The organism is Rhizobium pantanalense, assembly GCF_030182525.1.
Classification (GTDB): domain Bacteria; phylum Pseudomonadota; class Alphaproteobacteria; order Rhizobiales; family Rhizobiaceae; genus Rhizobium.
The window spans coordinates 585,279-608,379 of record NZ_JAQJCH010000002.1; the positions used below are offsets into that span (position 1 = coordinate 585,279).

Annotated in this window: 22 protein-coding genes and 1 riboswitch; of the genes, 6 read left to right on the forward strand and 16 right to left on the reverse strand. The window is 60.7% G+C overall.

The window, feature by feature from the left end; translation table 11 throughout:
* Positions 1-38: 38 nt before the first annotated feature.
* The 12 genes from PH558_RS08760 to oiaX all read right to left on the reverse strand — a co-directional run bounded on the left by PH558_RS08760 (position 39) and on the right by oiaX (position 13,878).
* Positions 39-1,292, reverse strand: a complete 1,254-nt coding sequence (locus PH558_RS08760) for an ABC transporter substrate-binding protein (protein WP_113407717.1) — start codon at positions 1,290-1,292, stop codon at positions 39-41.
* An 87-nt stretch (positions 1,293-1,379) separates the two neighbouring features.
* Entirely contained in the window at positions 1,380-2,018 is a 639-nt protein-coding gene (gene dhaL / locus PH558_RS08765) for a dihydroxyacetone kinase subunit DhaL (RefSeq protein ID WP_285203594.1), read from the reverse strand.
* Entirely contained in the window at positions 2,018-3,034 is a 1,017-nt protein-coding gene (locus PH558_RS08770; RefSeq protein WP_095436543.1) for a dihydroxyacetone kinase subunit DhaK, read from the reverse strand. Before PH558_RS08770 ends, dhaL begins: the two co-directional genes overlap by 1 nt.
* A 59-nt stretch (positions 3,035-3,093) precedes the next feature.
* A complete protein-coding gene (gene apnL / locus PH558_RS08775) occupies positions 3,094-4,974 on the reverse strand; it encodes a D-apionate lactonase (RefSeq protein ID WP_285203598.1) in 1,881 nt (626 codons plus the stop codon).
* On the reverse strand, positions 4,971-6,005 hold the full coding sequence (locus tag PH558_RS08780; RefSeq protein WP_285203600.1) for a Gfo/Idh/MocA family protein: 1,035 nt from the start codon (positions 6,003-6,005) through the stop codon (positions 4,971-4,973). Before PH558_RS08780 ends, apnL begins: the two co-directional genes overlap by 4 nt.
* A gap of 1 nt (position 6,006) precedes the next feature.
* Positions 6,007-7,071 (reverse strand): ABC transporter permease, encoded by a 1,065-nt coding sequence (locus tag PH558_RS08785; RefSeq protein WP_285203606.1) that lies wholly within the window; start codon positions 7,069-7,071, stop codon positions 6,007-6,009.
* On the reverse strand, positions 7,068-8,621 hold the full coding sequence (locus PH558_RS08790) for a sugar ABC transporter ATP-binding protein (protein ID WP_285203608.1): 1,554 nt from the start codon (positions 8,619-8,621) through the stop codon (positions 7,068-7,070). The genes PH558_RS08785 and PH558_RS08790 overlap by 4 nt, the downstream gene beginning before the upstream one ends.
* On the reverse strand, positions 8,618-9,262 hold the full coding sequence (locus tag PH558_RS08795) for a DUF2291 family protein (protein WP_285203609.1): 645 nt from the start codon (positions 9,260-9,262) through the stop codon (positions 8,618-8,620). Before PH558_RS08795 ends, PH558_RS08790 begins: the two co-directional genes overlap by 4 nt.
* 77 nt (positions 9,263-9,339) lie before the next feature.
* Positions 9,340-10,281, reverse strand: a complete 942-nt coding sequence (locus PH558_RS08800; protein WP_113351124.1) for a D-ribose ABC transporter substrate-binding protein — start codon at positions 10,279-10,281, stop codon at positions 9,340-9,342.
* Positions 10,282-10,360: 79 nt separating this feature from the next.
* Positions 10,361-11,188 (reverse strand): phosphogluconate dehydrogenase C-terminal domain-containing protein, encoded by an 828-nt coding sequence (locus PH558_RS08805; protein WP_285203611.1) that lies wholly within the window; start codon positions 11,186-11,188, stop codon positions 10,361-10,363.
* Between the two features lie 90 nt (positions 11,189-11,278).
* On the reverse strand, positions 11,279-12,613 hold the full coding sequence (locus tag PH558_RS08810) for a four-carbon acid sugar kinase family protein (RefSeq protein WP_285203613.1): 1,335 nt from the start codon (positions 12,611-12,613) through the stop codon (positions 11,279-11,281).
* 5 nt (positions 12,614-12,618) lie between these two features.
* Positions 12,619-13,878, reverse strand: a complete 1,260-nt coding sequence (oiaX, locus tag PH558_RS08815; RefSeq protein WP_285203614.1) for a 3-oxo-isoapionate-4-phosphate decarboxylase OiaX — start codon at positions 13,876-13,878, stop codon at positions 12,619-12,621.
* Between the two features lie 187 nt (positions 13,879-14,065).
* On the opposite strand from oiaX, the gene PH558_RS08820 reads away from it, so the two are divergent.
* The 3 genes from PH558_RS08820 to PH558_RS08830 all read left to right on the forward strand — a co-directional run bounded on the left by PH558_RS08820 (position 14,066) and on the right by PH558_RS08830 (position 16,160).
* Entirely contained in the window at positions 14,066-14,770 is a 705-nt protein-coding gene (locus PH558_RS08820) for a transcriptional regulator NanR (protein WP_069615499.1), read from the forward strand.
* 103 nt (positions 14,771-14,873) lie between these two features.
* Positions 14,874-15,086: a hypothetical protein gene (locus PH558_RS08825; RefSeq protein WP_113407728.1), complete on the forward strand. Its 213-nt coding sequence runs from the start codon at positions 14,874-14,876 to the stop codon at positions 15,084-15,086.
* A gap of 201 nt (positions 15,087-15,287) precedes the next feature.
* On the forward strand, positions 15,288-16,160 hold the full coding sequence (locus tag PH558_RS08830) for an undecaprenyl-diphosphate phosphatase (RefSeq protein WP_285203618.1): 873 nt from the start codon (positions 15,288-15,290) through the stop codon (positions 16,158-16,160).
* Positions 16,161-16,238: 78 nt separating this feature from the next.
* Here the strand turns inward: PH558_RS08830 and PH558_RS08835 are convergent, their stop codons facing one another.
* The 4 genes from PH558_RS08835 to thiM are packed head-to-tail and all read right to left on the reverse strand — an operon-like array spanning position 16,239 to position 19,256.
* Positions 16,239-17,003: a 3-oxoacyl-ACP reductase gene (locus tag PH558_RS08835; RefSeq protein WP_285203619.1), complete on the reverse strand. Its 765-nt coding sequence runs from the start codon at positions 17,001-17,003 to the stop codon at positions 16,239-16,241.
* On the reverse strand, positions 17,000-17,821 hold the full coding sequence (gene thiD, locus PH558_RS08840; protein WP_285203621.1) for a bifunctional hydroxymethylpyrimidine kinase/phosphomethylpyrimidine kinase: 822 nt from the start codon (positions 17,819-17,821) through the stop codon (positions 17,000-17,002). The genes PH558_RS08835 and thiD overlap by 4 nt, the downstream gene beginning before the upstream one ends.
* Positions 17,818-18,456 carry a thiamine phosphate synthase gene (gene thiE, locus PH558_RS08845; RefSeq protein WP_285203623.1) on the reverse strand — a complete coding sequence of 213 codons (639 nt, stop codon included), beginning with the start codon at positions 18,454-18,456 and terminating at the stop codon, positions 17,818-17,820. The genes thiD and thiE overlap by 4 nt, the downstream gene beginning before the upstream one ends.
* Positions 18,453-19,256 (reverse strand): hydroxyethylthiazole kinase, encoded by an 804-nt coding sequence (thiM, locus tag PH558_RS08850; RefSeq protein WP_285203626.1) that lies wholly within the window; start codon positions 19,254-19,256, stop codon positions 18,453-18,455. The genes thiE and thiM overlap by 4 nt, the downstream gene beginning before the upstream one ends.
* Positions 19,257-19,309: 53 nt before the next feature.
* A riboswitch (TPP riboswitch) is annotated at positions 19,310-19,406 on the reverse strand.
* A 234-nt stretch (positions 19,407-19,640) separates the two neighbouring features.
* Between thiM and PH558_RS08855 the strand changes: the two genes are divergently transcribed.
* The 3 genes from PH558_RS08855 (at position 19,641) to PH558_RS08865 (ending at position 23,051) form a co-directional block, all read left to right on the forward strand.
* Positions 19,641-19,787, forward strand: a complete 147-nt coding sequence (locus PH558_RS08855) for a DUF1127 domain-containing protein (RefSeq protein ID WP_015342994.1) — start codon at positions 19,641-19,643, stop codon at positions 19,785-19,787.
* A gap of 564 nt (positions 19,788-20,351) precedes the next feature.
* Complete coding sequence (gene yghU / locus PH558_RS08860; protein ID WP_285203629.1) at positions 20,352-21,227, forward strand: glutathione-dependent disulfide-bond oxidoreductase; 876 nt, start codon at positions 20,352-20,354, stop codon at positions 21,225-21,227.
* A 213-nt stretch (positions 21,228-21,440) separates the two neighbouring features.
* Positions 21,441-23,051, forward strand: a complete 1,611-nt coding sequence (locus PH558_RS08865; RefSeq protein ID WP_285203632.1) for a hypothetical protein — start codon at positions 21,441-21,443, stop codon at positions 23,049-23,051.
* Positions 23,052-23,101 lie beyond the last annotated feature (50 nt).

Sequence of the window (23,101 nt, forward strand, 5' to 3'; positions counted from 1 at the left end):
CCACGATGACGATCGGCGTGGCGGCCTCCCTCAAAGGATCAGGTGCGGCCGGCGATGAAGGTCTGCAGCTGCTTGGCGGCATCGGCCGGCTGGATGTTGCCGGAGGCGACGTCGTTGATTACCCGGAAATATTCGGTGGTGACGTCGAGCGGGAAGGCCTGGTCGCCATTCATGTAGACCTTGCTGTAGGTCTTGAAGATCTCAAGCCACTTCGCCTCGAGCGGCTTCTGGTCCGTGTACTGGACATTCTTGTTGACCGAGATCGAGCTGATCTGGCCGACGAGATCCTGCTGCACCTTTGTCGACAGGAAGTAGTCGAGGAATTTTGCCGCAAGATCCGGGCTCTTGCTCTTGGTGCTGATGTAATTGTACTCGGCAAAGCCATAGAGGCGATTGGTGTTCGTCGGGAACGGCACCACGCCGTAATCGTCGAGATTGACTTTGCTGCCGCTCAACTGGCTGACCAGCCAGTCGCCTTCGAGCATCATCGCAGCACGGCCGGCGACGAACAGCGTGTAGGATTGCTGGTTGCTGATGCCCATGAAAGGCTTCAGCGTGTAATCCTTCGTCCACTTGGCGAATTCGGTGAAGGCGTCGGTTGCGCAGGGCTCCTTGGTCCAGTCGGCCTTCATGGCCATCAAGGCGTCATGCTTGTCGGCGCCGCATTTGGTTTCCAGCAGCACGTCCATCAAGCGCATGACGTGCCAGTTGACCGAGCCGCCGAAGGTGAAGGCCGGAATGCCGGCGGCCTTGAGCTTGTCGGCTGCGGCCAGCAGCTCTTCATAGGTTTTCGGCTCGCCGGTGATGCCTGCCTTCTGGAAAAGCTTCTTGTTGTAGTAGATCGCTTCGCCCTTGAAGGTGAAGGGAACACCGTGCTTGCCGCCCGGGTAGAGATCGGCAAAGGCGGCGGCAGACGGAAGCAGTTCGTCGTTCCACTTGTACTGAGTGTAATATTTGTCGAGCGGCAGCGAGAGGCCGGCCTTCACATATTCGCCGCCGAGGCCAAGTCCGGCCCAGCTGAAATAGATATCCGGGCCTTTGCTGGAGCCCGCGGCCACGCGAAGGGCGGTCTTGTGCTCATCGACGCCGCGCTGGACGATTTCGATATGGGTGCCGGGATTGGCGGCCTCGAAGTCTTTCGCCACCTTCTTCAGCGCGCCGTTTGCCGCGCCATTGTCGAAGTTCAGCGTCCACAGCGTCAGGTCTTCCGCGGCAGCATTGGTTGCCGAAAACGCCGCCGCTGCCATAGCAGCAGCGCCGAACCAACGCGCATATTTGAAGTTGCCAGCCATCTCCCGTCCTCCTCTGAGCAAAGCTGAGGGCGGTTTTGACAAATCGTTGTCAACATGTCAACTGGTATGATGAGCTTATCAGCGGTATCACATGAAGTGATCGTGAAAGCAGGCCATGATGACAACGGCCGACGCCGCGCCGGGGTCCATGTGTCCCAAGGCTCGATCGCCGAGGCGCGACGACCGGCCTTTCGCGGCGATCATATCTTTGGTGGCTTCTGCACCCGCTTCACCGGCTTTAAGGGCGGCAGCGAAACAATCGGCAAATGAAAGTCCTCGATCTCTGGCCGCGCGGCAGGCCGCGGCGGCGGGTGCCCAGGCATCGACCATGGTCTTTTCACCGACCTCTGCCTTGCCCCGATCCTGAATACCTTTGGCAAAGGCTGCGAATATCTCGGCCATATCGTCGTCGCCCAACGACGCCTTTCCCTTGGCGACCGCGCCTGCGCGCATGAGTGCCGTCGCATAGAGTGGTCCGGACGAGGCGCCCACGGCGTTTAGGAAGGACTTCGCCGCCGTGTTGAAGACTAACGTCGGTTCGGATGTCGATGAATCCAGCTCCGAAACTGCTTTGGCTGCGGCAGTAAAGCCAAGCTCCATGGCGATGCCGTGGTCAGCGTCGCCGATCACGCCGTCCAGTTCGCAGAGACGATCCCTCTCGCGGGCCATCGCTTCGGCGATCCGCACGAAAAGCGATTTCAGATCCTCCGTTGTAATCGTTGCCATTACAAAACCTCGCCGGAGCGGAACATGGCGCAATCACAGGGGTGATCGATCAGTCGCTGCAATTCGTCATCGAGATGCATGAGTGTGATGGAGGCTCCAGCCATTTCAAGCGACGTGCAGTAATTGCCGACCAGCGACAAGTGAACGACGACGCCTGCATCGTCGAGCATGGCCTTGACCTTGCGCATCATGATGTAGAGTTCCATCAGCGGTGTGGAGCCCAAGGAGTTGACGAGCACGGCAACCCGGTCACCCGGCGCTGGCTTCATCTCATCGAGAATCTTGCCGACGAGTTCGCTCGACACCTCGTCCGCAGACCGCATCGGCCCGCGTGCGACGCCGGGCTCGCCATGGATGCCCATGCCGATTTCCATCTCGTCCGCGCCGATCTCGAAATTCGGCTTGCGTGTCTGTGGCAGCGAGCAGGGCGAAAGCGCCACACCCATCGTGTAGGTGCGCTCATTCGCCCAGCGCGCCACCCGTTCCACATCGTCGAAACCGTACATCAGATCGCAGGCGGCACCAGCGGCCTTGAAGATGAAAACGTTGCCGGCAACACCGCGGCGGCGATCCTTCTGATCGACCGGCGCGGAAGCGATATCGTCCGTCGTCAGCACGGTACGCACTTCGATATCGTCCATGGCCAGCATCTCCGCCGCCATGTCGAAATTCATGACGTCGCCGGCATAGTTGCCGTACATGAACAGCACGCCGGCGCCGCCGCTGGCGGCCTTAGCGCATTCGATGATCGGATCGGGCGGTGGCGATGCGAAGACATTGCCGATGGCGGCGGCATCGGCCAGCCCCTTGCCGACGAAGCCGAGAAATGTTGGCTCATGCCCGGACCCGCCTCCGATCACCAGACCGACCTTGCCGGCTCGCGGCCCATGATTTGCCACGATCGAGCGGGGCGATCCTTCAATGGCGCGGAGATGGCGCGGATGAGCCGCCAAAATACCGGCCAGCATCTCATCGACGGCGGCGGCACCCTCGTTGATCAATTTCTTCGTCTTCACGCCGAGACTCCCAAATCATTGTGATTGTTGGGACTAACTTGCGCGTCTGCGAATGAAGGTCAATCCATCAAAGTCGCGGAAGCGGTGCTATAGGCATCAAGCGTGAGCCTCGTATTTCCAGGCTGCTCCAGCAGGCGGAACCTTCCCAGCTGGATCTGTTGCGAGGCGGGTGTGATGTTGACCAGATGGAGTTGTCGAGCCGCTCCAGCCTTCACCGTGATGAAGGCGAGCACGGAGGTCTGATCGGACGACAGGCACTCCTGCCACTGGCTGCCGGCGAGGCGAGACAGTGTGGAGACGACGTTAAAAAGCGGTCGCGTGGTTCCCGGCGTCGATGGCTCCTTTTCGCCGGCGATCAGGCCGAAAGGCCCGGTCAGTGCCGAAAGCGTCAGGCATTCCAGTCCGGCATCGAGGACGCGGACGGCATAGCCGAGCGCAAAGGCTTCGCCAAAACGGGCATTGTGCCGCGGATCGGTGTTGGCCATTGCGATACGACCGCCGTGGGGATTGTCCATCGTCCGGCTGCCATAGGGGTTCTGCCGCATCGGTATGGTCGACGGGCCGATACGGTAAGGCTTGTCGCCATAGATGGCGCGTACGGAACGCGTGATGAATGGCAGTGCTTCCAGTGTCTGCATGACGCTGAGATCGTCGGCTGCATGCACGATGGGATTGGTGCAATGTGTAATGAAATCGAGAGTGCCGGCGGGCACTCGTTTGCGATTGAGTTCGGTAAAATAGCTCAGCATGCCGCCGCCAATGCGCACATCGGGAAAGGCGGCATGCGCGGCGGCGTAGACCTCCTCGAGAGGCGGGCATTCGGGCCATTTGCTGCCCGGCGGCGTCGATTGCCGGTCGACTGAAGGCGAGATCATGATTGCATCGGGTTTGAAGCCGGCGTCGTGCATCAGGGTCGCGATCTGCTGTGTTTCGGCAAGCGGAGCCTTCCGACAGGGCAATGCGATTTCGAGAGTCGATCGTCCGGTGTGAAGCGCTGCGATGGCCGTAAAGGATTTGAGAACATCAATGCCATGGCCGGCGTCAGGGTCGAAATGGAAGAGCAATTCCTGCGGCGCGATTTCGGCAAGCCGATCACGAGCAGCGAGCGTTGCTTCGGCTTCTTGGGGGGTGATGACGAGCCCTATCGCAGGCATGATGCCGGATGTTTCTCCCAAGCTCAACTCGATCGGGCGCCGATCGGCGACCATTGCCGGCGCGGCGGTCGCACGCCGCATGTCACCTATTGAAAGAACGATACGTTGCCGCATCGGCTCGCCGGCCGGAATGCGATAGGGCCAGGGCAGGGCAAGCGGGCGAACATAGGTCTTGTAGGAGGCGTCGGACCAGTTGCGCTGGTCTTCCATCTCGAAGGTATCCCCCTCCATACGGCACTCGGCCGTGACGTTCGACGTTACGCCATGCGTAACCGCCCGCATCTCCTTGAAGGGTTGCCAGGGTTCGATGAGATCAGGAAAATGTGTGTTTTCTCGGCTGCCGTCGACATGCTCGACCGATACTGACGTGCCGGCAACGCCGACGATCGGGTGCAGGATGCAGAAGCCGCAGCGGTTGGTTTCAAAGCCAGTCGTCGAGAGTGCCGTCGCTTCGAAGATCAGGGCTTCATCGACTTGAGCCGTTATCCGCACGTCGATTGTCAGTTCGGTGTTCTCTGGGCCGGCACAGCGCGCTAGATAGCTGACGAAAAAACCATCGTGACGCTGCTCGATCCGCAGATCGTCAATATCGGGCGGATAAGTGGCCCAGTCGCGATCGCGGATCAGATAGGAAACGGCCCGCAAAACCTCGACGCCATCATAGCGGATGGACCGGAGATTGCCGTCTTTGAAGTCGGCGGTCAGTCTGCCCGCCGTCAGCCGCACCGGCGGCGCTTCGAGCTCGCGCGTGCCGTAAAGCTGGAACGGATCGCTCTCGGTCTTCATTGCAGCATCGCTCCGATATCGATCAGGTGCCCGCTCGCTGCACTCTCATAGGCGGCCTCGACAAGCGCCAGCGTCTTGAGATTGTCCGCGCCTGACGTGGAGGTTTCGCCACCACTGGCAAGGCGGTCGGTCCAATGCTGCTGGATCGCCAGGACGCTCTCCTGAATATTGTGCCAGGGGCGTGAGGCCCAGGACAGAAGCTGGGGTGACGCATCGGATATGGTCACGCCATCGGGGCCGCTGATCTCGAGACGATACCCCTGCGACAGCCGAATGCTACCCTTCGTGCCGTCGAGTTCGATCAGGGTCTCGGGGAACGGTTCCGTCGCAAGCTTGGAGGCGTAGCTGACATCGACGATCGAGGTCGCCCCGCTTTCATGGTCGAGCAGGATGGTGGCGACATCCTCGCCCTTGATCTTCGGATTGACCCGCCTGGTGCGGGCCGTCAGTGAAGAAACGTCGCCGAGGATGAAGCGGGCGATGTCGAGCGTGTGGATACCGAGATCCTCAATGATGAACCGTTCGCCTTCGGCCAAGTAAGGCTGGCCCGAAAACACATCGTAGCCGGAGCGGAAGGAGAAACGCCCCCAGAAGGGCTCGCCGATCGCGCCCGATTGCAGGACCGTCTTGACGGCCTGAATAGGCGTTTGCCACCGGAAGTTCTCATGCACCATTAGCGGTACGCCGGCTCGCGCACAGGCCTCGACCATCGCCTTGGCGTCGCTCAAGGTCTTTGCGAAAGGCTTCTGGCAGATCGCCGGGATTTTGTGAGAGGCCGCCATCTCCACCAAGGCCCGATGGCTCGCCACCGTCGTTGCGATGTCGACGAAATCGAAGCCACCATCGGCGAACATGGCGGCCGCGTCCGTGTAGCGACGCTCGATGCCGAACTGGTCGCCGACGAGCTTCAGCCGCTCCGGGTCGCGGTCGCAGATCGCGACGATGCTGGCGCCTTCGACGTCGTGCCACGCATGCATCTGATTGATCGCGAAGAAGCCGCAACCGATCAATGCGCCCTTGAGTTCTGCCATTTCAGCCTGCCTTTGCCATTTGCATGAGAGTTACGCGCTGCTGGAGACGCCGCTGCGCCTGATCCACGACGACAGCGATGATGATGACACATCCCTTGATCACCATCTGCCAGAAGGATGAGACGCCCATCATCACGAGGCCATCCGAAAGGATGCCGATGACGAAGGCACCGATGATCGTGCCGCCTATGGTGCCGCGGCCGCCAGACATGGAAGTGCCGCCGAGCACTGCCGCCGCGATCGCGTTCAGCTCGAAGCTCTCGCCGGTCGCCGGATGTGCCGCCATTAGCTCCGACGATATGACGATGCCGACGATAGCGGCGCAGAGGCCCGAGAACATATAGACGAAGATCTTGACCACATCGACGCGGATGCCGGACATGCGCGCCGCGCGCTCGTTTCCGCCGACGGCGAAGATATGCCGGCCGATCGGCGTCGAGCGGGCGATATAGGCGGCGAGTAGCGCCAGCACGATCAGGATCCAGATGGAAACGGGCAGACCAAGCATACGGCCGGCGCCGAAGACGTCGAAGCCCGTCGTATCATATTCCGGCCGGCCCACGAGGTTCGGGAAGGTCTGACCGTCGGAAGACAGAAGCGCCAGGCCGCGGGCGATATAGAGCGTTCCAAGCGTGGCAATGAAGGGCGCGACGTTGAGCTTGGTGATGAGCAGGCCGTTGATGAGCCCGATCAGCAGACCCACAGCCAGCGTGATGAGAATGATCTCATAGATATTGAAGTAGACGGTGTAGCCGATCGGCAGTTCGACACCATTCAGGATGAGGCCGCCGGCGACCATGCCGCAAAGGCCGACGATCGAACCGACCGAAAGGTCGATGCCGCCGGTGACGATCACGAAGGTCATGCCCATGGCGAGAAAGGCGTTGAGCGCGACATGCTTCGACATCAGGATGATGTTGGCGGTCGAGGTGAAGTTCGGTGCAAAGATCGCAAAGAAGATAACGACGGCAAACAGCGCGATGAAGGTCCTGAGCTTCATCAGCGTCAGGAGAATGGAGCCGTTCGAACGATTGGTCGCAAAGGCGGAGGACGTATCTGCGGTCATGACGCGAGTTTCCCTGTATGTCCGTGTCCCTTGGCGGATGCCGCGATGATGGCCTCTTCCGTCGCTTCGCTTCGATCGAGAACGGCCACGAGCTTGCCGTTGCTGAGCACTACGATGCGGTCCGAAAGTGCCATGACCTCTTCAAGGTCCGATGTTGAAAACAAGATTGCCAGGCCCTTGCCGGCGAGCCTGCGCATAGTGCGAAAGACATCCGCCTTGGCGCCGACATCGATACCGCGGCTCGGCTCGTCCATCAAAAGCACCTTCGGGTCGGTCATCAGAGCCTTGCCGATAACGACTTTCTGCTGGTTGCCGCCTGACATGGAGGTGACCTCGAAATCAGGATTGGGCGCCTTGATCGAAAGATCGCGGATCATGTCGCGAATGGCGTTCTTTTCGGCACCCGGATCGATATGAAAAAACAGCCGGGCGAAACGGCCGAGGCTCGCAAGCGTCAAATTGCTGGCGATGGACAAGACCTGCACCAGTCCTTCGCGCTGACGGTCCTCCGGGATCAGCGCGAGGCCGTGCCGGATGCGCCGGGTGGTGTCGCGGGCGCGAACCTCGATCCCATCGATATAGATCCGCCCGGTCGAATGCATATGCCGGCCCATCACGCATTCGAAGAATTCGCTGCGTCCGGCACCCATCAGGCCGTAGATGCCGAGGATTTCGCCGGCGCGCACCTGCAACGAGACATGATCGACGGCAAGGCCGCCCGTACGTCTCGGCAGGCTGATCTCCTCGGCGCGGAAGGCTTCTTTGCCGATCGCATGGCCTCCGTCCCTGGCGAAATCCTTGGCATCCGATCCGATCATCGACCGGACGATCCATTTCGTATCGATATCGCGAACCATGGCCTGGCCGGTAATCTGCCCGTCGCGCAGCACGGTGATGTAATCACCGATCCGCATCAGCTCCTCCAGCCGGTGCGAGATATAGACGATCGCCACGCCTTGAGCCTTCAGCTCCGCAATGACCTTGAACAAAATGTCGACTTCCGCCGCAGATAGCGCCGATGTCGGCTCATCCATGATCAGAATGCGGGCATCGAGTGAGATGGCCTTGGCGATCTCGACGAGCTGCTGCTGCCCGATCGGCAGGTCCTCCACCATGGTCTCGGCGCCTATGCCGGCATCGAGCCGGTCGAGAAACTCGTTGGCCCTTGCGATTTGCGCCTTGTGATCGATACCGAAAATGCCTCGGGTGATTTCACGCGTGGCGAAGATATTTTCGGCCACCGTCATGTTGGCAAAGAGATTGAGCTCCTGGAAGATCATGCCGATTCCGCGAGCCTGCGCGTCGGCCGGGCTCGCGAAGGAGACTTCCTCGCCCTCAAGCAGGATGCGCCCCGAAGTCGGCCGTTCGACGCCGGCGATGATCTTCATCAGGGTAGATTTGCCGGCGCCGTTTTCGCCGACGAGCACGTTGACCGCCCCGCGGTGCAGCTCGAGGTTGGCGTGCTTGATGGCAACGATGCCGGAATAGACCTTGGAAACGTCCTCCAGGCGCAGGATGATGTCGTTGCTTGGGGTTTCGCTCATGGTCATTGCCCCAATGTCAGGGCCGAAGGGGTGATCAAAGGCAGCTGACCGGAAGGGGGCAGCGGAAACGCACCCGTCACGGTGACCGTCTTTCCGGTCAGCCCGTTCCGGGGCAGAGCTGCCAGAAAGGACGAGTTTGCCTTTTCATTGAAGGCCTTGCCGAACTGAGCCCATTCGATCTGGTTCCTGAATTCGTTGAAGTCCAGGAAATCCAGCGCGTCGCGCAGCGCCGTGCCGCGGATCGCCGGGCCGATCTGCACCTTCGCATCCGCCTTGCCGTCGCCATCCACATCGACATCGAGGCTTCCGGCGCGAGAGGCGGTATCGGCAGCCACGATCTTGCCGCTCAGCTTGACGGCGTAAGTCCAGGGCGATGAAGCCTGTTTTCGCGGGTTTCCGTATTTCGCGCCGGCATCGTCCGGATTAGCGGCTATGGCCTGCAACACCGTCTTGAGGTCGCCCGCGCGCTTCTCGATACCCGGCTGTACCTGAGATTGCCAGATGGCATCGACCTTTGTCGCGGGATCGAAGGCACTCTTTGCTGCCGCCGCAGCTTTCTCTTCGGGCGTCGGTGTCTTGATAATCTTGCAGCCGGGCAATGCCGCGGCCAAAACAAGGGCCACGAGCGCGCCTCTGGTCTTCAACATGCAATGCACCTCGATCTCGCAGGAAAGACATTCGGAGAGCGCGGTTTTTCCGCGCCCTCCTACCTAGTGGTCCGCCATCAGTTCTTCAGTGCGAAGGTCTCAAGCTTGTCGGCGTTGTCGGCATTAATGAGGACGCAATCCATCAATTGCTTCTCATCCTTCGGCGCCGTCTTGTTTTTGATATAGGCGTCGGCCTGTTCGACCGCCTTCTGGGCCTGCGCGTAAGCCGGCTGCATGACCGTCGCCTTGATACCGCCTGCCTTGATCGAGTCGCGCACGTCGTTCGAGCCATCGAAGCCGACGACGATCACGTCCTTGCGGCCGGCGGCCTGCAGTGCGGCAATCGCACCCATCGCCATGGTGTCGTTGCCCGAAATCACGCCCTTGATGTCAGGGTTTGCCTGAAGGATGGTTTCCATCTTGGCATAGGCCTCAGTCTGGCTCCAGTTCGCCGACTGCTTGGCGACCAGCTTCAGGTCCGGATAGTCGTCGATGACGTCGTGGTAGCCCTGCGAGCGGATGCCGGCATTGGTATCGGCTTCGCGGCCGACGAGTTCGGCATAATTGCCCTTCTCGCCCATCAGCTTGACGAATTCCTGCGCGCCGAGCTGGGCGCCCTGGTAATTGTTGGAAACGATCTGGGCGACGGCAATGCCGGTGACGTTGATTTCGCGGTCGATGAGGAAGGAAGGGATGCCCGCATCCTTGGCCTTCTTCAGGGCAGCGACGGTTGCGTCCGCACCGGCATTGTCGAGGATGATAGCCTTGGCGCCGCGCCCGATCGCTGTATCGATGACTTCCGATTGCTTGTTGGCATCGTCGTCATGCGTCATGACGAGCGTGTCGTAGCCCAGTTCCTTCGCCTTGGCTTCGGCGCCGACGGCCTCTGCCTTGAAGAATGGATTGTCGAAAGCCGGCGTGATGATGGCTATCAGGTCGGCCGCAAAGGCCGGCATCGCCGTGCCCAGCGCCAGTGCGGCGGTAAAGGCTGCAAGTGTCAGTCTGCGTGTCAGTTTCATGGTCTCCTCCCAGTTATGAAACAGGCCCTGTTCCCGGCAGGGCAGCAAGGGGAGGGCATCGCCCTCCCGGGGACGTCGATCAGGTGATGCGACGGATGCTTTCTGCGATTTCCTGCGGCTCGAAAACCTTCTTCCAGTCGTCGCGCATGAGGGCAGGGATGCCGAATTCGATCGCCTTGTTGCAGGCATCGGAGAATACGCCGTCGACTTCCTTGAAGATGACGGCGCCAAGCACGTTCATATGGCCGAGCAGGAAGTCGCGGGCGGCTTCCGCCGGAACGCCGCGGGCGACACATTCATCCATGGCCTGGCGCATGACGACGAGCAGCGAGGCGCAGACCGTTTCAGAAAGGCCCGGCTCCAGCATCGCCATCTGCTCGACGGTGACGCGGTGCGAACGCATGACGGGCGCCCAGATGACCTTGGCGATTTCCTCGCCGAGGGCATAGGCGCTTTCCGGTCCCTGCATCAGCGCCGAAACGATATGCTGCTTGGCGAAGAGGCCGCCGAAGTGATCCTTCTTGGCCTGCATGTCGGTCTCGTCGTTGAAGATCGGCGGATGGCAGGGATGGGTGACGAAATAGGTGAGGTCTTCGCGCTGCGGCAGATGGCCTGCAAAGGGGGCGGCGGCGTCGAGCGCGACGACCATCGTGCCGGGCTTCAGCTTGTCGACGATGCCGGCGGCAACCTTGCCGATCGCGGTATCCGGTACTGCGAGGATCACGACCTCTGCGCCATCCAGCGCCGTATCGACGGGGACGCAATCAATGGAAAGGTCATTCTTCAGGCGGGCCCTGCCGGCGTCGCTGACCTCGACATGGCGCACATCGAAGCGCGAGCCTTTCAGGTTCTTGGCGAGCCGGTAGCCCATTTTGCCGCCGGCGCCGAAAAGAGCAATTGCAGTCATGTTAGTACCTCGTTCACTTTCAATGTGTGGTATCGCAAGTGGTATGATGAGTCAATGAGCATGCCAACATCATGCCGAAGAATGGCGCAGCTATGATCCCCTGCCATCGCGGATCTGTGCGAAGTAATCGTCGGTCCCGACCTGCCCGCCCTTCAGCGCGATCTGTAGGCCGTTGGTGGGCGCGTAGCTGCCATGCGCGGTGCAAAGCGGCGAGCCCGGCGTCTGCGGCAATGGCAAGAGCGTCCTGAGTGCCTCGACGCGCAATTCTTTGAGTGCGTGGCTCGACGTGTCGCCGCCGGCAATGACGGCGCGACCGAGATTTTGCTGCTCAATCAACCGTCGCAGGATCGTGCCGAGAGCTTGCCCGAGGCGATGGCGAGCGCCGGGAAGGCGATCGATATCGCCGCCGCGGTCGGCGGATGGGCCGAGAGCCGTATGAAGAATGACGCTGCGTCCGGCCTTGAGGCTGGCCACGCCCGCGGTGACCGCGGCGTCCAGAGCACGCTCGGCGCTCTCGCCGACAAGCGACAAGGGGTCGAGATCGAGGCCGTCAAAACCATCGGCTACGGCACGGCGAATTTGCCGTTCGGTGGTCGGCGATACGCTGCCGGAAACGACCGCGAGGCGATCGACCTTGCCGGGAGGAGCGAATTCCGGCTTTTCTCCGATCAGACCTTCGTTGCGCCAGGCATCGAGAAGGGCATATTCGACACCGGATGAGCCCGCGACGAAGGCGTTACTCTTGCCTGCAAGACGCCATAGCTGATGTCCTGCGGCGGCCTGCGTTTCCGCACTATCGACGTCAAGCAGCACGATACCCCCGTTGTTACCCGTCAACGCATCGATCCGCGTATCGGCGTCGGCGGCCCGGACTGTGATGAGATCGGCGAGGCTGACAGGGAGGGACGTCTGCCTGCTCAGATGCAAGGCCAGGTCGGCCTCATCCATCGGCGTGACGGGATGCCGGCTCATGACAGGATGTCGGTCGATCCGGAAGACTTTGTCTTGATAGGCCGCGAACAGATGGCCGAAAGCGGTGTAGCGCTTGAGCTGCGGCGCACCGACCACGACCGGCACGACGGACTGCGCAAAGAGCGCCTTGCCGATCTCGATCGCCTTGCCGATGCTGCCGATCTTAGGGCTGGAATCAAAGGTCGAGCAGACCTTGTAATGGCATATGGCGGCATCGAGGCCCTTCAACCATTCGAATGCGGATGTCAGATGCTCATCCATCCATTGCGGCGTTTCGCTTCGGCTGGTGCCGGCAATGCCGATGGCGCGGCAATCCTTGAACCGCTCCAGCATGGCTTTGCTCGGAACGCCGAGGAAGAGAGCCGTCGGCACGCCGTTCGAGGCAAGCGCCTCCATGACGTCGGTGGAGCCGGTAAAATCATCGCCGTAATAGCTGAGAAGAAGATTGGACATCGCTGTCAGGCGTCCTTGCCGTCACTGAATTTTGCGATCGAAGCGGCAAGCTCGGGATGATCCTTGGCATATTGTTCAAGCGGGATGTCCGAAACTGCCGCCTGCCAGGCCTGTTGGATGGCGCGAACGCCCGCAGCTGGTCCGAAGGGATGGCTGACAATGCCGCCGCCGCAGAGATAGAGGAGGTCCGTCGTCCGGCCGGTACGTTGGTAGGTTTCCGGCGCCTGGCCGCCCCATTGACCGGAACCGGCAACAGGAAGCGGACAGTCTGTGGGATCGAAGAGCGGCGTGCGGATCGCCTTGAAGGATTCGACGAAACTGTCGTCTGGTTCCCAATATTTGACCCTGATGCCGTTGATCTGGAACTGGTCGACACCGAGCAGGCGCCAGAACTGCTGGTAGACTTTGAAATCCATGCCGGCGCCGGGGTGGCGGGTCAGGATATCCCAGCCATTGCGATGCGCATGCATGACGAGGCCGGAGCGCTTGCGCAGGAAGCTCATGCCGCCGAAGCCGATGGAGTTGATATTGACAACAGCGCAATTACCGCCCGCCTTCAGCACGAGATCGTGGTTGCGCATCATCTCATCGGGATCGGCATGCGAGATGCCGAAGGCATACATCACCTTCTTGCCCGTCTTCTGCTCGTGATCGAGGATCAACGGCATGATGGCTTCGACGCGCTCTTTCAGCGGCGAATAGGTCGGGCTCATGAGCTTCTCGTCATCCTTGATGAAATCGACGCCCGAGCCGATCAGCTCGCCGACAAGCGCGGCTGTTTCCTTTGGCCGAAGGCCGAGCGCCGGCTTGACGATCGTGCCGATGATCGGGCGGCCGCTGACGCCGGTCAGGCGCAAGCTGCCGGCAACACCGAATTGCGGCCCGGGATGTGCATCGCGAAAGGCCTCCGGCAGCTTCATGTCGACGATGCGGATGCCGGTCATGCCCTTGATCGAGAAGACGCCGCCGATCGCGATCGTCATCAGCGCCGCAAGATCGGTGCCGATCGCATCCAGCGGAAAGGCGATATCGACATCGGCGCGATGAATCGGGCCATGGTCCTCGGCTAGCTCCGGCCAGGTCGGGCGCTCGGCGTCGGCAAGGGAGCGGATCGCTAGGACACGCGCGGCCACACGCGCCTTGAGCTCTTCCGTCTCGCCCGGCACAGCGACGAAGGTGCCTGTCGACTGATCGCTGGCGATCTTGCGAGCCATCGCCTCGATGCTGCCTGATGTTTCGATGCGGTAGGTGATGGTGATGGTCATGAGTGGATGAATGCTCCTCTCGCCGACGATTTTTCGCGTGGCGCAAACTGGTGATCTGGTATAATGAGTATTCCAACTTCTGCAACGATTTTTTTTGTCCGGTTGCCGATAAGGCGACTCGTATGGGCTTCCGCCATGGCGGCCAAAAATGCATAAGGGAGGAAAAGCTTTGGGAAAGCGGGATTCCATGAGCCAGCCAGTCGAACAAATTGTACGTCGAAAGCTATCCGATGAAGTATTCGACCGACTGGAGCGGTTGATCACGTCGGGAGAGCTCAAGCCTGGCGATGAGATGCCGTCCGAGCGCGTTCTCATGGAGCGCTTCGGTGTCGGGCGCCCGGCGATCCGCGAAGCCATGCAGGCACTTGCCAATATGGGGCTGGTCAACATTTCCCACGGCGAACGCGCCAAAGTGCTTCAGTTGACGGCGAAGTCGATCTTCCGGCAGGTAGACCTCACCGCAAAGATCATGTTGTCGCAATCCTCCGACTCGCTCGAACAGCTGAAGAGCGCGCGCATCTTCTTCGAGCGCGGCATGGCACGCGAAGCAGCCCAACGCGCGAGCAAGAAGGATGTCGCCGATCTCAATGAGATCATCGAGCGGCAGCGCGCATCCCTCGGTCATGCCGAGGACTTCATTTCTGCCGATATGCAGTTCCACACGCGCATCGCCCAGATTTCCGGCAATCCGATCTTCGCCGCTGTCAGCGAAGCGATGCTCGCATGGCTGAAAGCCTATCATACCGACATGCTGATCTGGACGGGCAAGGAAAAGTTCACGCTGGTCGAACATGAGGAAATCCTTGCGCGCCTGGCTGAAAACGATGCCGATGGCGCCGAGCAGGCAATGCTCAAGCATCTGGAAAGATCGCGCGCGCTCTATACGAAGTGAACCTGTCGGTATTCGCCCTGCGACGGCGCTGTGCCCACGCGCCTTTGTCGTAATTCCTCCCCAATCCTTATGAAATCTGTGGCACACAAAAGAGGTGTGCGTGATGATCCATTTCCTTCAGCGAAACATGGCGTTTTTCCTGGCTTCGATCATGACGGCCGTCGCCATAACCCTTTACAATCTGGGCTGCCTTCTACTCAGGCATCATCACACGATGCTGCACGATTTGCATCATGCGGCAGGCGCTATCGTCCTGCTTGCCGGCTTCTACACCATGATCCGCTACATGCAGTCCTTGCCGGATGACGAAGGCTAGAAATACGCCAAACTCCGAAATTCGAGCCGGCAATTTCAGATAGAGTTCAGCCTGCGCGGCTATATCCTCGCCCTGTCCCGATGCGAAATCGGCGACGCCTTGACCAGGTGTTGCCAATTTCAAACCGGGAACCAGTTTCACAGCTAGTTCGTCGCACCGCTCCGGTGCAAAGCCCCCATGAACAACTGAGGATATCAAAACGTGGCTGATGTTTGTACGCAAGGCGTGGACACGGGCTTTGTCGCCCTGGGCTATGCCAAGATCGCAATTCTGGGCGTCGTGCAGGGATTGACCGAATTGCTGCCGGTCTCGTCCACGGCCCATATGCGCCTGGTGCCGGCCTTGCTTGGCTGGCAGGACCCCGGTTCTGCCTTCTCCGCTACGATGCAGCTTGCAGCACTTGCCGCGATCGTCTCCTATTTCTGGAGCGACGTTCGCTATGTCACCTTCGGGTCGCTTGATGCGATCAGGCAAAGGGACTGGCGTTCGCCCGCCATACGGCTTGCGATTGCCATCGTGATTGCCACCGTACCGATCGTGATCGCCGGCCTGCTGCTGTCATCCTCCCTGAATGCCTGTGGCACGTCATTCCGCAGCCTCTGGGTGATCGGTATCGCCTGTCTGGTCATGGGCCTGCTGCTGGCGATTGCGGAACTCTATAGCCGCCATCGGAAAGACATCGAGCAGATGACACTGATCGATGCCCTTTTCGTCGGCATCACCCAAGTCGGCGCGCTCGTTCCCGGCGTCTCTCGCTCGGGTTCAACGCTGACCGGCGCGCTCTTCCTCGGATTGAAGCGCGAGGAAGCGGCGCGGTTTTCCTTCCTGCTCGGCTTGCCCGCCATTGCGCTCGCCGGATTGAAGGAACTGTATGAGCTCCATAAGGCGCATATTCCGATGGAAGCCTGGTCGGTTCTGCTCGTCGGGCTGATCGTTGGCAGCATATCCTCCTTCATCACCATCTGGGGACTGATGCGTTTTCTCGAGCGCTTTTCGACCTGGCCTTTCGTCATCTACCGTATCGTGCTCGGCGCCGTCATTCTCTTTGGCGTGCTGACCGTGGGCTGGGCCTGAGCAAACTAACTTCAGCGTGCTGCGAAGCTTAAAAGATGGCGCTGCTCTCTAGGGCAGCGCCTTTTCGTTGCGGAGCTATTATCCGAAGACGAGACCGCCATCGACGATCAGGTTCTGTCCTGTAACGGCCCGTGCCCAGGGGCTTGCAAAGAAAAGAACAGCGTCGGCAGCCTCCTCGGGCGTGGTGACGCGGCGCAGCGGCGTATTTGCGGCAATGATGTCAAACACGGCTTCTGGTGTGGCGCTGCTGGCATCCGTTGTACGCAGAAGGCCGCCGGACACCATGTTGACGGTGATCCCCAGCGGGCCGAGTTCGGCGGCAGCGGTGCGGGTCAGCGACAGCAATGCCGCCTTGGCGGCGGTATAATTATGATAGGGCACCACAGGGTTCTGGAAAAGATTGGTGCCGATCGTCACGATCCGCCCAAAGCCTGCCTGCGCCATCGCCGGCTGCGCCTCCTGTATCAGGTTCAAGGCGCCTTGCAGCGCGGTTTCCAGCTGCCTGGCCATCTCGGCCCAGCTCAAGGCATCCAGCTTGGAACGCGCGTCACCGTTGAAGCTGAAATCAGCCAGCGCATTGTGGACGATGGTCGTCGGCGGTCCGAAATGCTCGGTCACCTCGAAGACAAGCCGCCTGGTGTCTTCGAGGTCGCGAACATCGGCTTGAAAGGCCTTCGCATGATCGCCGAGCTTTGCTGCGAGCACTTCTGCGCTTTCGCGGCTGGCGCGATAGTTGACCGCCACTTTCGCACCTTCCTGCGCGAAGGCCGTTGCTATGGCAGCACCGAGGCCGCGTCCCGCACCGGAAACGATGACAATCTGATCTTTGAGTGACAGGCTCATTTCTCTGCTCCTTGTCTGTTTGGCCAGAGCGCATGGAAATGCTGCACAGGCCCGTGACCGCTTCCGACGGAAAGCTGACCCGCGGCAGCAACCGCGGCGGCGAGATAGGCCTTGCCGACGGCGACAGCTTCGGGGAGCGACAGGCCCTTCGCGATCTCGGCCGCGATAGCGCTGGAGAGCGTGCAGCCTGTTCCGTGCGTATTCTTGGTAGGCAGCCGCTCGGCTTCGAACCAGGTCACATGATCGCCGCTCGCGAGCACATCCGGGCTTTCATCCCCTTCGAGATGACCACCCTTGACGAGGACCGCTGAAGGCCCGAGCGCTGCCAGCGCAAGCGCCTGGCGCGCCATGTCTTCGCGGCTTTTCGCCTCCACGTCATGCAACAGCGCAGCCGCCTCGGGCAGGTTCGGTGTAATGACGGTCGCAAGCGGCAGCAGCCGCGTGGTCAGCACGTCAACGGCATCGGCAGTCAGCAGAGCTGCGCCACCCTTGGCGATCATGACCGGGTCGAGGACGACGGGCGCATCGCGATGTCGCGCCAGAATGTCCGCGACGGCAGTGGCAATGGCGGCACTGGCGATCATGCCGATCTTGACGGCATCCACACGGACGTCGGCAAAGATCGCATTGATCTGGTCTGCCACGAAATGAGGGGGCACGGGATGGACGCCGGAGACGCCTTGCGTGTTCTGCGCGGTCAAGGCGGTCAGAGCCGCCATTCCATAAACGCCGCGGGCGGAGAAAGCCTTTAGGTCGGCCTGAATGCCAGCGCCGCCGGAGGGATCGGAGCCAGCGATGGATAAGACATTGCGGATCATTGGCGAGCCTCCTTGATGGCTTTCGCGATGATGGTTGTCGCGGCTTGCGGGTCCGGTTGGCCGCATATGGCCGAGACGACTGCGAGACCATCGGCGCCGGTCGAGTAAACGCTCGCGGCATGCTCCGCTTTCAGGCCGCCGATCGCGACGGATGGAACTGGGCAAAGCCTGATGATGCGGGCAAGCCCGTCGAAGCCGATCGGTTGCTTGTGGTCGGGCTTGGTGGGCGTGGCAAAGACCGGGCCGATCCCGGCATAGTCGACGACGCGGACATCTATCGAGGAGGCAAGTGCTTCCGTTTCCACTGAGAGGCCGAGGATCATGTCCGGCCCGATCGTGCGGCGGGCGTCGGCGGCATTCATATCTTCCTGGCCGATGTGAAGGCCGTCCGCGCCGATGGCGATGGCAGCCTCGACATCGTCGTTGACGATCAGCCGGATATTCGTTCCGTGCAGGATCCGCTTGAGCGCACGACCAGTCTCGATCATGGCGGTGGTCGAAGCCTCCTTGTCGCGAAGCTGGATGATGGTGGCGCCACCAGCCACCGCCGCCCGCGTTGTCTCCACCATGCCGAGATCACGGCATAGCAGCGGATCGAGGACGAGATAGAGCGAGAGATCGAAGTCTTTCTTCATGCTACCGATATCCCTGCATTGCGATCCAGCACTTCCGGGGTAAGGCCGGCGAGGGCATCGAGGAAGCGCCAGGAAAAGGAGCCTGGCCCGTCTGCAGCCACTCCCGCCTGTTTGCCGGCGACGGCGAAGACCGCGAGTGCCGCAACGGTCGCATCGAATGAATCATCCGGCGTTGCTGCAGCAAAGGCGCCGACGAGGCAGGTCAGCGAGCAGCCGAGGGCCGTCACCTGCGGCATGAATGATGAACCGCCGGCGATGCGCTTTGCCCTCCGCCCGTCGGTCACGAAATCCGTAACGCCGGTAACTGCAACGACGCAGCCATGCTTTCCCGCCAATTGCCGGGCGGAATCTTCGGCTTGTTCGACGGCGTCCCTGCTATCGACGCCCTGGCCGCGGCTCGTGCCGCCGGCAAGCGCGATGATCTCGGATGCGTTGCCGCGAATGATTGTCGGCCGCAGCTCCAGCAATTGGGCTACCGCCTTGCGACGAAACTGTGTCGCATAATGGGCGACGGGATCGAGGACCCAGGGCTTGTCCGCCTCGTTTGCCGATTGCGCGGCCTTCAGCATGCCCGCAAGCCAGCCGGATGAGAGCGTGCCGATATTGATCGTCAGCGCGCCGGAGATAGCGGCAAACTCGCCGGCTTCCTCTTCGGCATGTACCATTGTCGGCGATGCCCCGGCGGCAAGCATCACGTTGGCCACGATATTCATGGCGACGAAATTGGTGATGCATTGCACCAGCGGAGGATTGGCCCGCATGGTGCGAAGCTGATTGCCTGCTGTGATTTGGTTCTGCATATCGCCCCTTCTTTCGGGCGGGCGAGACGCGTGGGAACGACGTGCAGTGTTTGGCGAGGTCCCGAGCGACTCCCTCCGCCAGCATGATCTGGTTCAGGTTCGAAGGGTGCTTCTCAGCCCGCCGGATGGCGGACGCCCCTGTCTCTCATCTCTCTTCTTTTCGCAGACAAAGGAGGCGCTGTCATCAGCAAATCGCAAAGGCAGGCGTGACCGACGGGATGACGACCGCCTGCTTTTCGGGCGACATATGCAGTATGTGCATAGGTGCAGTGATTCCTTAGCTCTGCAAAAAGTCGAGGATTTCGACTATATATTTCTCATCGAAGCGACGGGAGCGCCAAGCACGGCAGCTCAGCTTCGAAAGCCCAAGGAAAGGGGATCATCATGAACGTAGCACGCTCTTTCAATAACTGGCGCAAGTATCGTCAGACGGTCGCCGAACTGGGCCGTATGTCCACGCGCGAACTGCATGATCTGGGTATCGATCGCGGCGAAATCCGCAACGTTGCCCGCGCAGCAATCGCTCGCTAACGGCCGCAACGGCTCCTTATAAAAGCTGCATTATGCCAGCGCCTGTTCCTCCGAGCAGGCGCTTTTGCTTTATGGGCATCCCGCTCATTCTTCGCCGCGCCGCCTGAAGATTGCGATCGGCCTAGCTGCCCGGTTTTCGCATAGCGCATAACTGCCTTGCAAAGAAATGCCTATGAACTGAGCAAAAGACTGGTATGTTCTTCTTATCGAAGCGATGCATCTCCTCCCGCATCCCTTCGCTTGGCAGACGTCCTTATCCTCCTCCCAGGGACGACTGCAGGAATAGCGGAACTCCTCCTCCCATCCGCTGTTCGGTTCTTGTAAAAAGCCTGCCGCTCCTCCTCCCGCGGCAGGCTTTTTCGTTTCATAAAATTTCCAAGCGATTGCGAATGGCTTAGCTTGGAAATGAGGCGACGCGGTTCAGTCCAAGCGGCAGGAGCGCTTCCGCATTAAAGAGTGCGCATTCTCCTCTCGCAAAAATGAAGAGCGGCCCCTATGTGCGACCTATGTAGCGCGCTACATCGAAGATCGCCCAAATTCGATTCCCGAAAAAGGAGGATGCCCATGACCGGTTCTGCCGAATATACGCCGCCGAAAATCTGGACCTGGAACAAGGCCAATGGCGGCCAGTTCGCCAATATCAATCGCCCGATCGCAGGCCCGACTCACGAGAAGGAACTGCCGGTAGGACGCCATCCCCTTCAGCTCTATTCGCTTGGAACGCCGAACGGCGTGAAGGTCACCATCATGCTCGAGGAGCTGCTGGCGCTCGGTCACAGCGGCGCTGAATATGATGCCTGGCTGATTAAGATCGGCGAGGGCGATCAATTCGGCAGCGGTTTCGTCGACGTCAATCCGAACTCGAAGATCCCGGCCCTGCTCGACCGCAGCGGCCCGAAGCCGGTTCGCGTTTTCGAATCGGCCTCGATTTTGATGTATCTCGCCGAGAAATTCGGCGCCTTCCTGTCGACCGAGCAGCCGGCTCGTGCCGAATGCATCTCCTGGCTGTTCTGGCAGATGGGCAGCGCTCCCTATCTCGGCGGCGGTTTCGGTCATTTCTACGCCTATGCGCCGACGAAGATCGAATATGCGATCGATCGCTTCGCCATGGAGGTGAAGCGTCAGCTCGATGTTCTCGATCGTCGCCTGGCCGAAAGCGAATATATCGCCGGCAGCGACTATACGATCGCCGATATCGCCATTTGGCCGTGGTACGGCGGTTTGGTCAAAGGCTGGCAGTATGGCGCGGCCGAGTTCCTGCAGGTGCAGGACTACAAGAACGTGCAGCGCTGGGCCGAGCAGGTCTACGCGCGTCCTGCCGTCAAGCGCGGCCGCATGGTCAACCGCATGTCGGGCGATCCGTCCGAGCAGCTGCGTGAGCGCCACGATGCCAGCGACTTCGAGACGAAGACGCAGGATAAGCTGGAAGCCGCCGGCTGATACGACAATTCCCTTTTGTAGAAATGAGCTCGCGGCCCTTTGAGCCGCGAGTTTTTTATTGTGCTTGCCACCGGGCGTTGCCGGTCTCGGCAGGTCAGCTTCGCTCCACCTTGCGAAGCATAAAGTTCGGTTGCCGAGGGGCTCCCGCTTGGCATAGAACGCCGCGCGATCCTGCGAAGCGTTTCGACTTTGGCGAAAGAGGAATGCTTCTCCATGCAGCAAATTGCTGACGACCGTGCCCTGGATGAGAACATGACCGCGGGTGCGTCGTCGCAGCAGCGAGGCGGGGCGAGGGGCGCGCTTCTGAAATACCTGGTGTCGGGCGGCGACGAGCGGCTGGATTGCGATCCGGTCAGCGGGCTCAACATGTATGGCTATGGCCCTGCGCCGCGGCCCGAAGATCTCGCTTTTGGCTCGTCGACGGCATCCACCATCTCCGCCGCCGCTTTTGTCGCGGTCGAATCTTATTACGCGGATCTGAGGCAGGAGATGGAATCGGGATCGACGGCGGCGGTCTACGAACGCGAAATCGGGCGCGTGCGGGACGATCTGCTGCGCTTGCTTGGCCTCAGCCGATCGTCGCAACCGCGGATCGATGCCATCCTGGCCACATCGGGTACGGACATCCATCTTTTTTTGGCCGCGCTGTTGGCGGGTGAGGACGAGTGTGCCCTGATGACCATCACGCTGATGGGGAACGAGACGGGCAGCGGCGTCATGACGGCGTCGGCCGGGCGGCATTTCATGAGCCGCGTCAGCAGCGAGCGCACCGTCGTCAAGGGTGAGGAATTGCGGGCGGGCGACGCAACGCGCAACGCCACCATTGCTGTGCGCAACAAGGATGGTTCCCTTCGCGCCGAGCGCGAGGTGGAGGAGGAGTTACGCGGCCTTATCGAGCTTGCCCGCGCAGCCGGCCTTAGATGCCTGCTTGTGGTAACGGATGTCTCGAAGACCAGCCTGCTGGCGCCGGGCCTCGAGAGCATTCTGCGTCTAAAGGAGCGCTTCGGCACGTTGCTGGATATCATGATCGATGCCTGCCAGTTTCGCCTGTCGGCGGCGACGATCCGCGCCTATCTCGCACATGATTTCATGGTCGCGCTCACGGGTTCGAAATTCCTTGCCGGGCCGATTTTCAGCGGCGCGCTTCTGTGCCCGCCGCAAATGTCGGCGCGCTTCAAGTCACGTATGCTGCCCGCCGCTCTGGCGGATTACTGCGGGAAGGCGGAGTGGCCAGAAGACTGGGCCGCTCGCGACCTTTTGCCGGAGCGTGCCAATCTCGGCCTGCTGCTGCGCTGGAAAGCCGCACTGTTCGAGCTCGAACGCCTCGTCGGCATAGCCGAAGATCGTATGATCGCCGTCTTGTCCGCTTTTGCCGAGGCAGTCTCTGATCGTCTTGCGAAGGATCCGGCTTTCGAGCCTTTGCAGAGCCGGCCATTGGATAGGCGTGAGCTGTGGGGTGCATCATCGGCTCTTCGCTGGGACGAGATTCCCTCCATTTTCTCGTTCTACCTGCGCAATTGCACGGATGGCGCGATGCTGACTGCGACGGAAATGGCTGCGGTTTACAAAGAGCTGGCCATCGACGGTGATGGGGTTGCGTCGGTGCGTCTCGGGCAGCCCGTTCGCTGCGCCGATTTTGGTGATGTACCGGCAAGTGCCCTTAGAATTTGCTTGAGCGCGCCGCTAGTCGTGGCTGCTTCCAAGAGCGATGAGGCGCTTGCGGCGGTGATCGCACAAGCGATGCTGGTTCTGGATCGCACCGCCGAGGCAGCGGCCCGACTAAGCGAAGGTTCCAACATCAGGGAGATGCGCCGCAGTGCCTGAAGCGCGTGGTGGAAACCCGCTTCAGCTGGCATAGTCCGCTCTCGGCGATG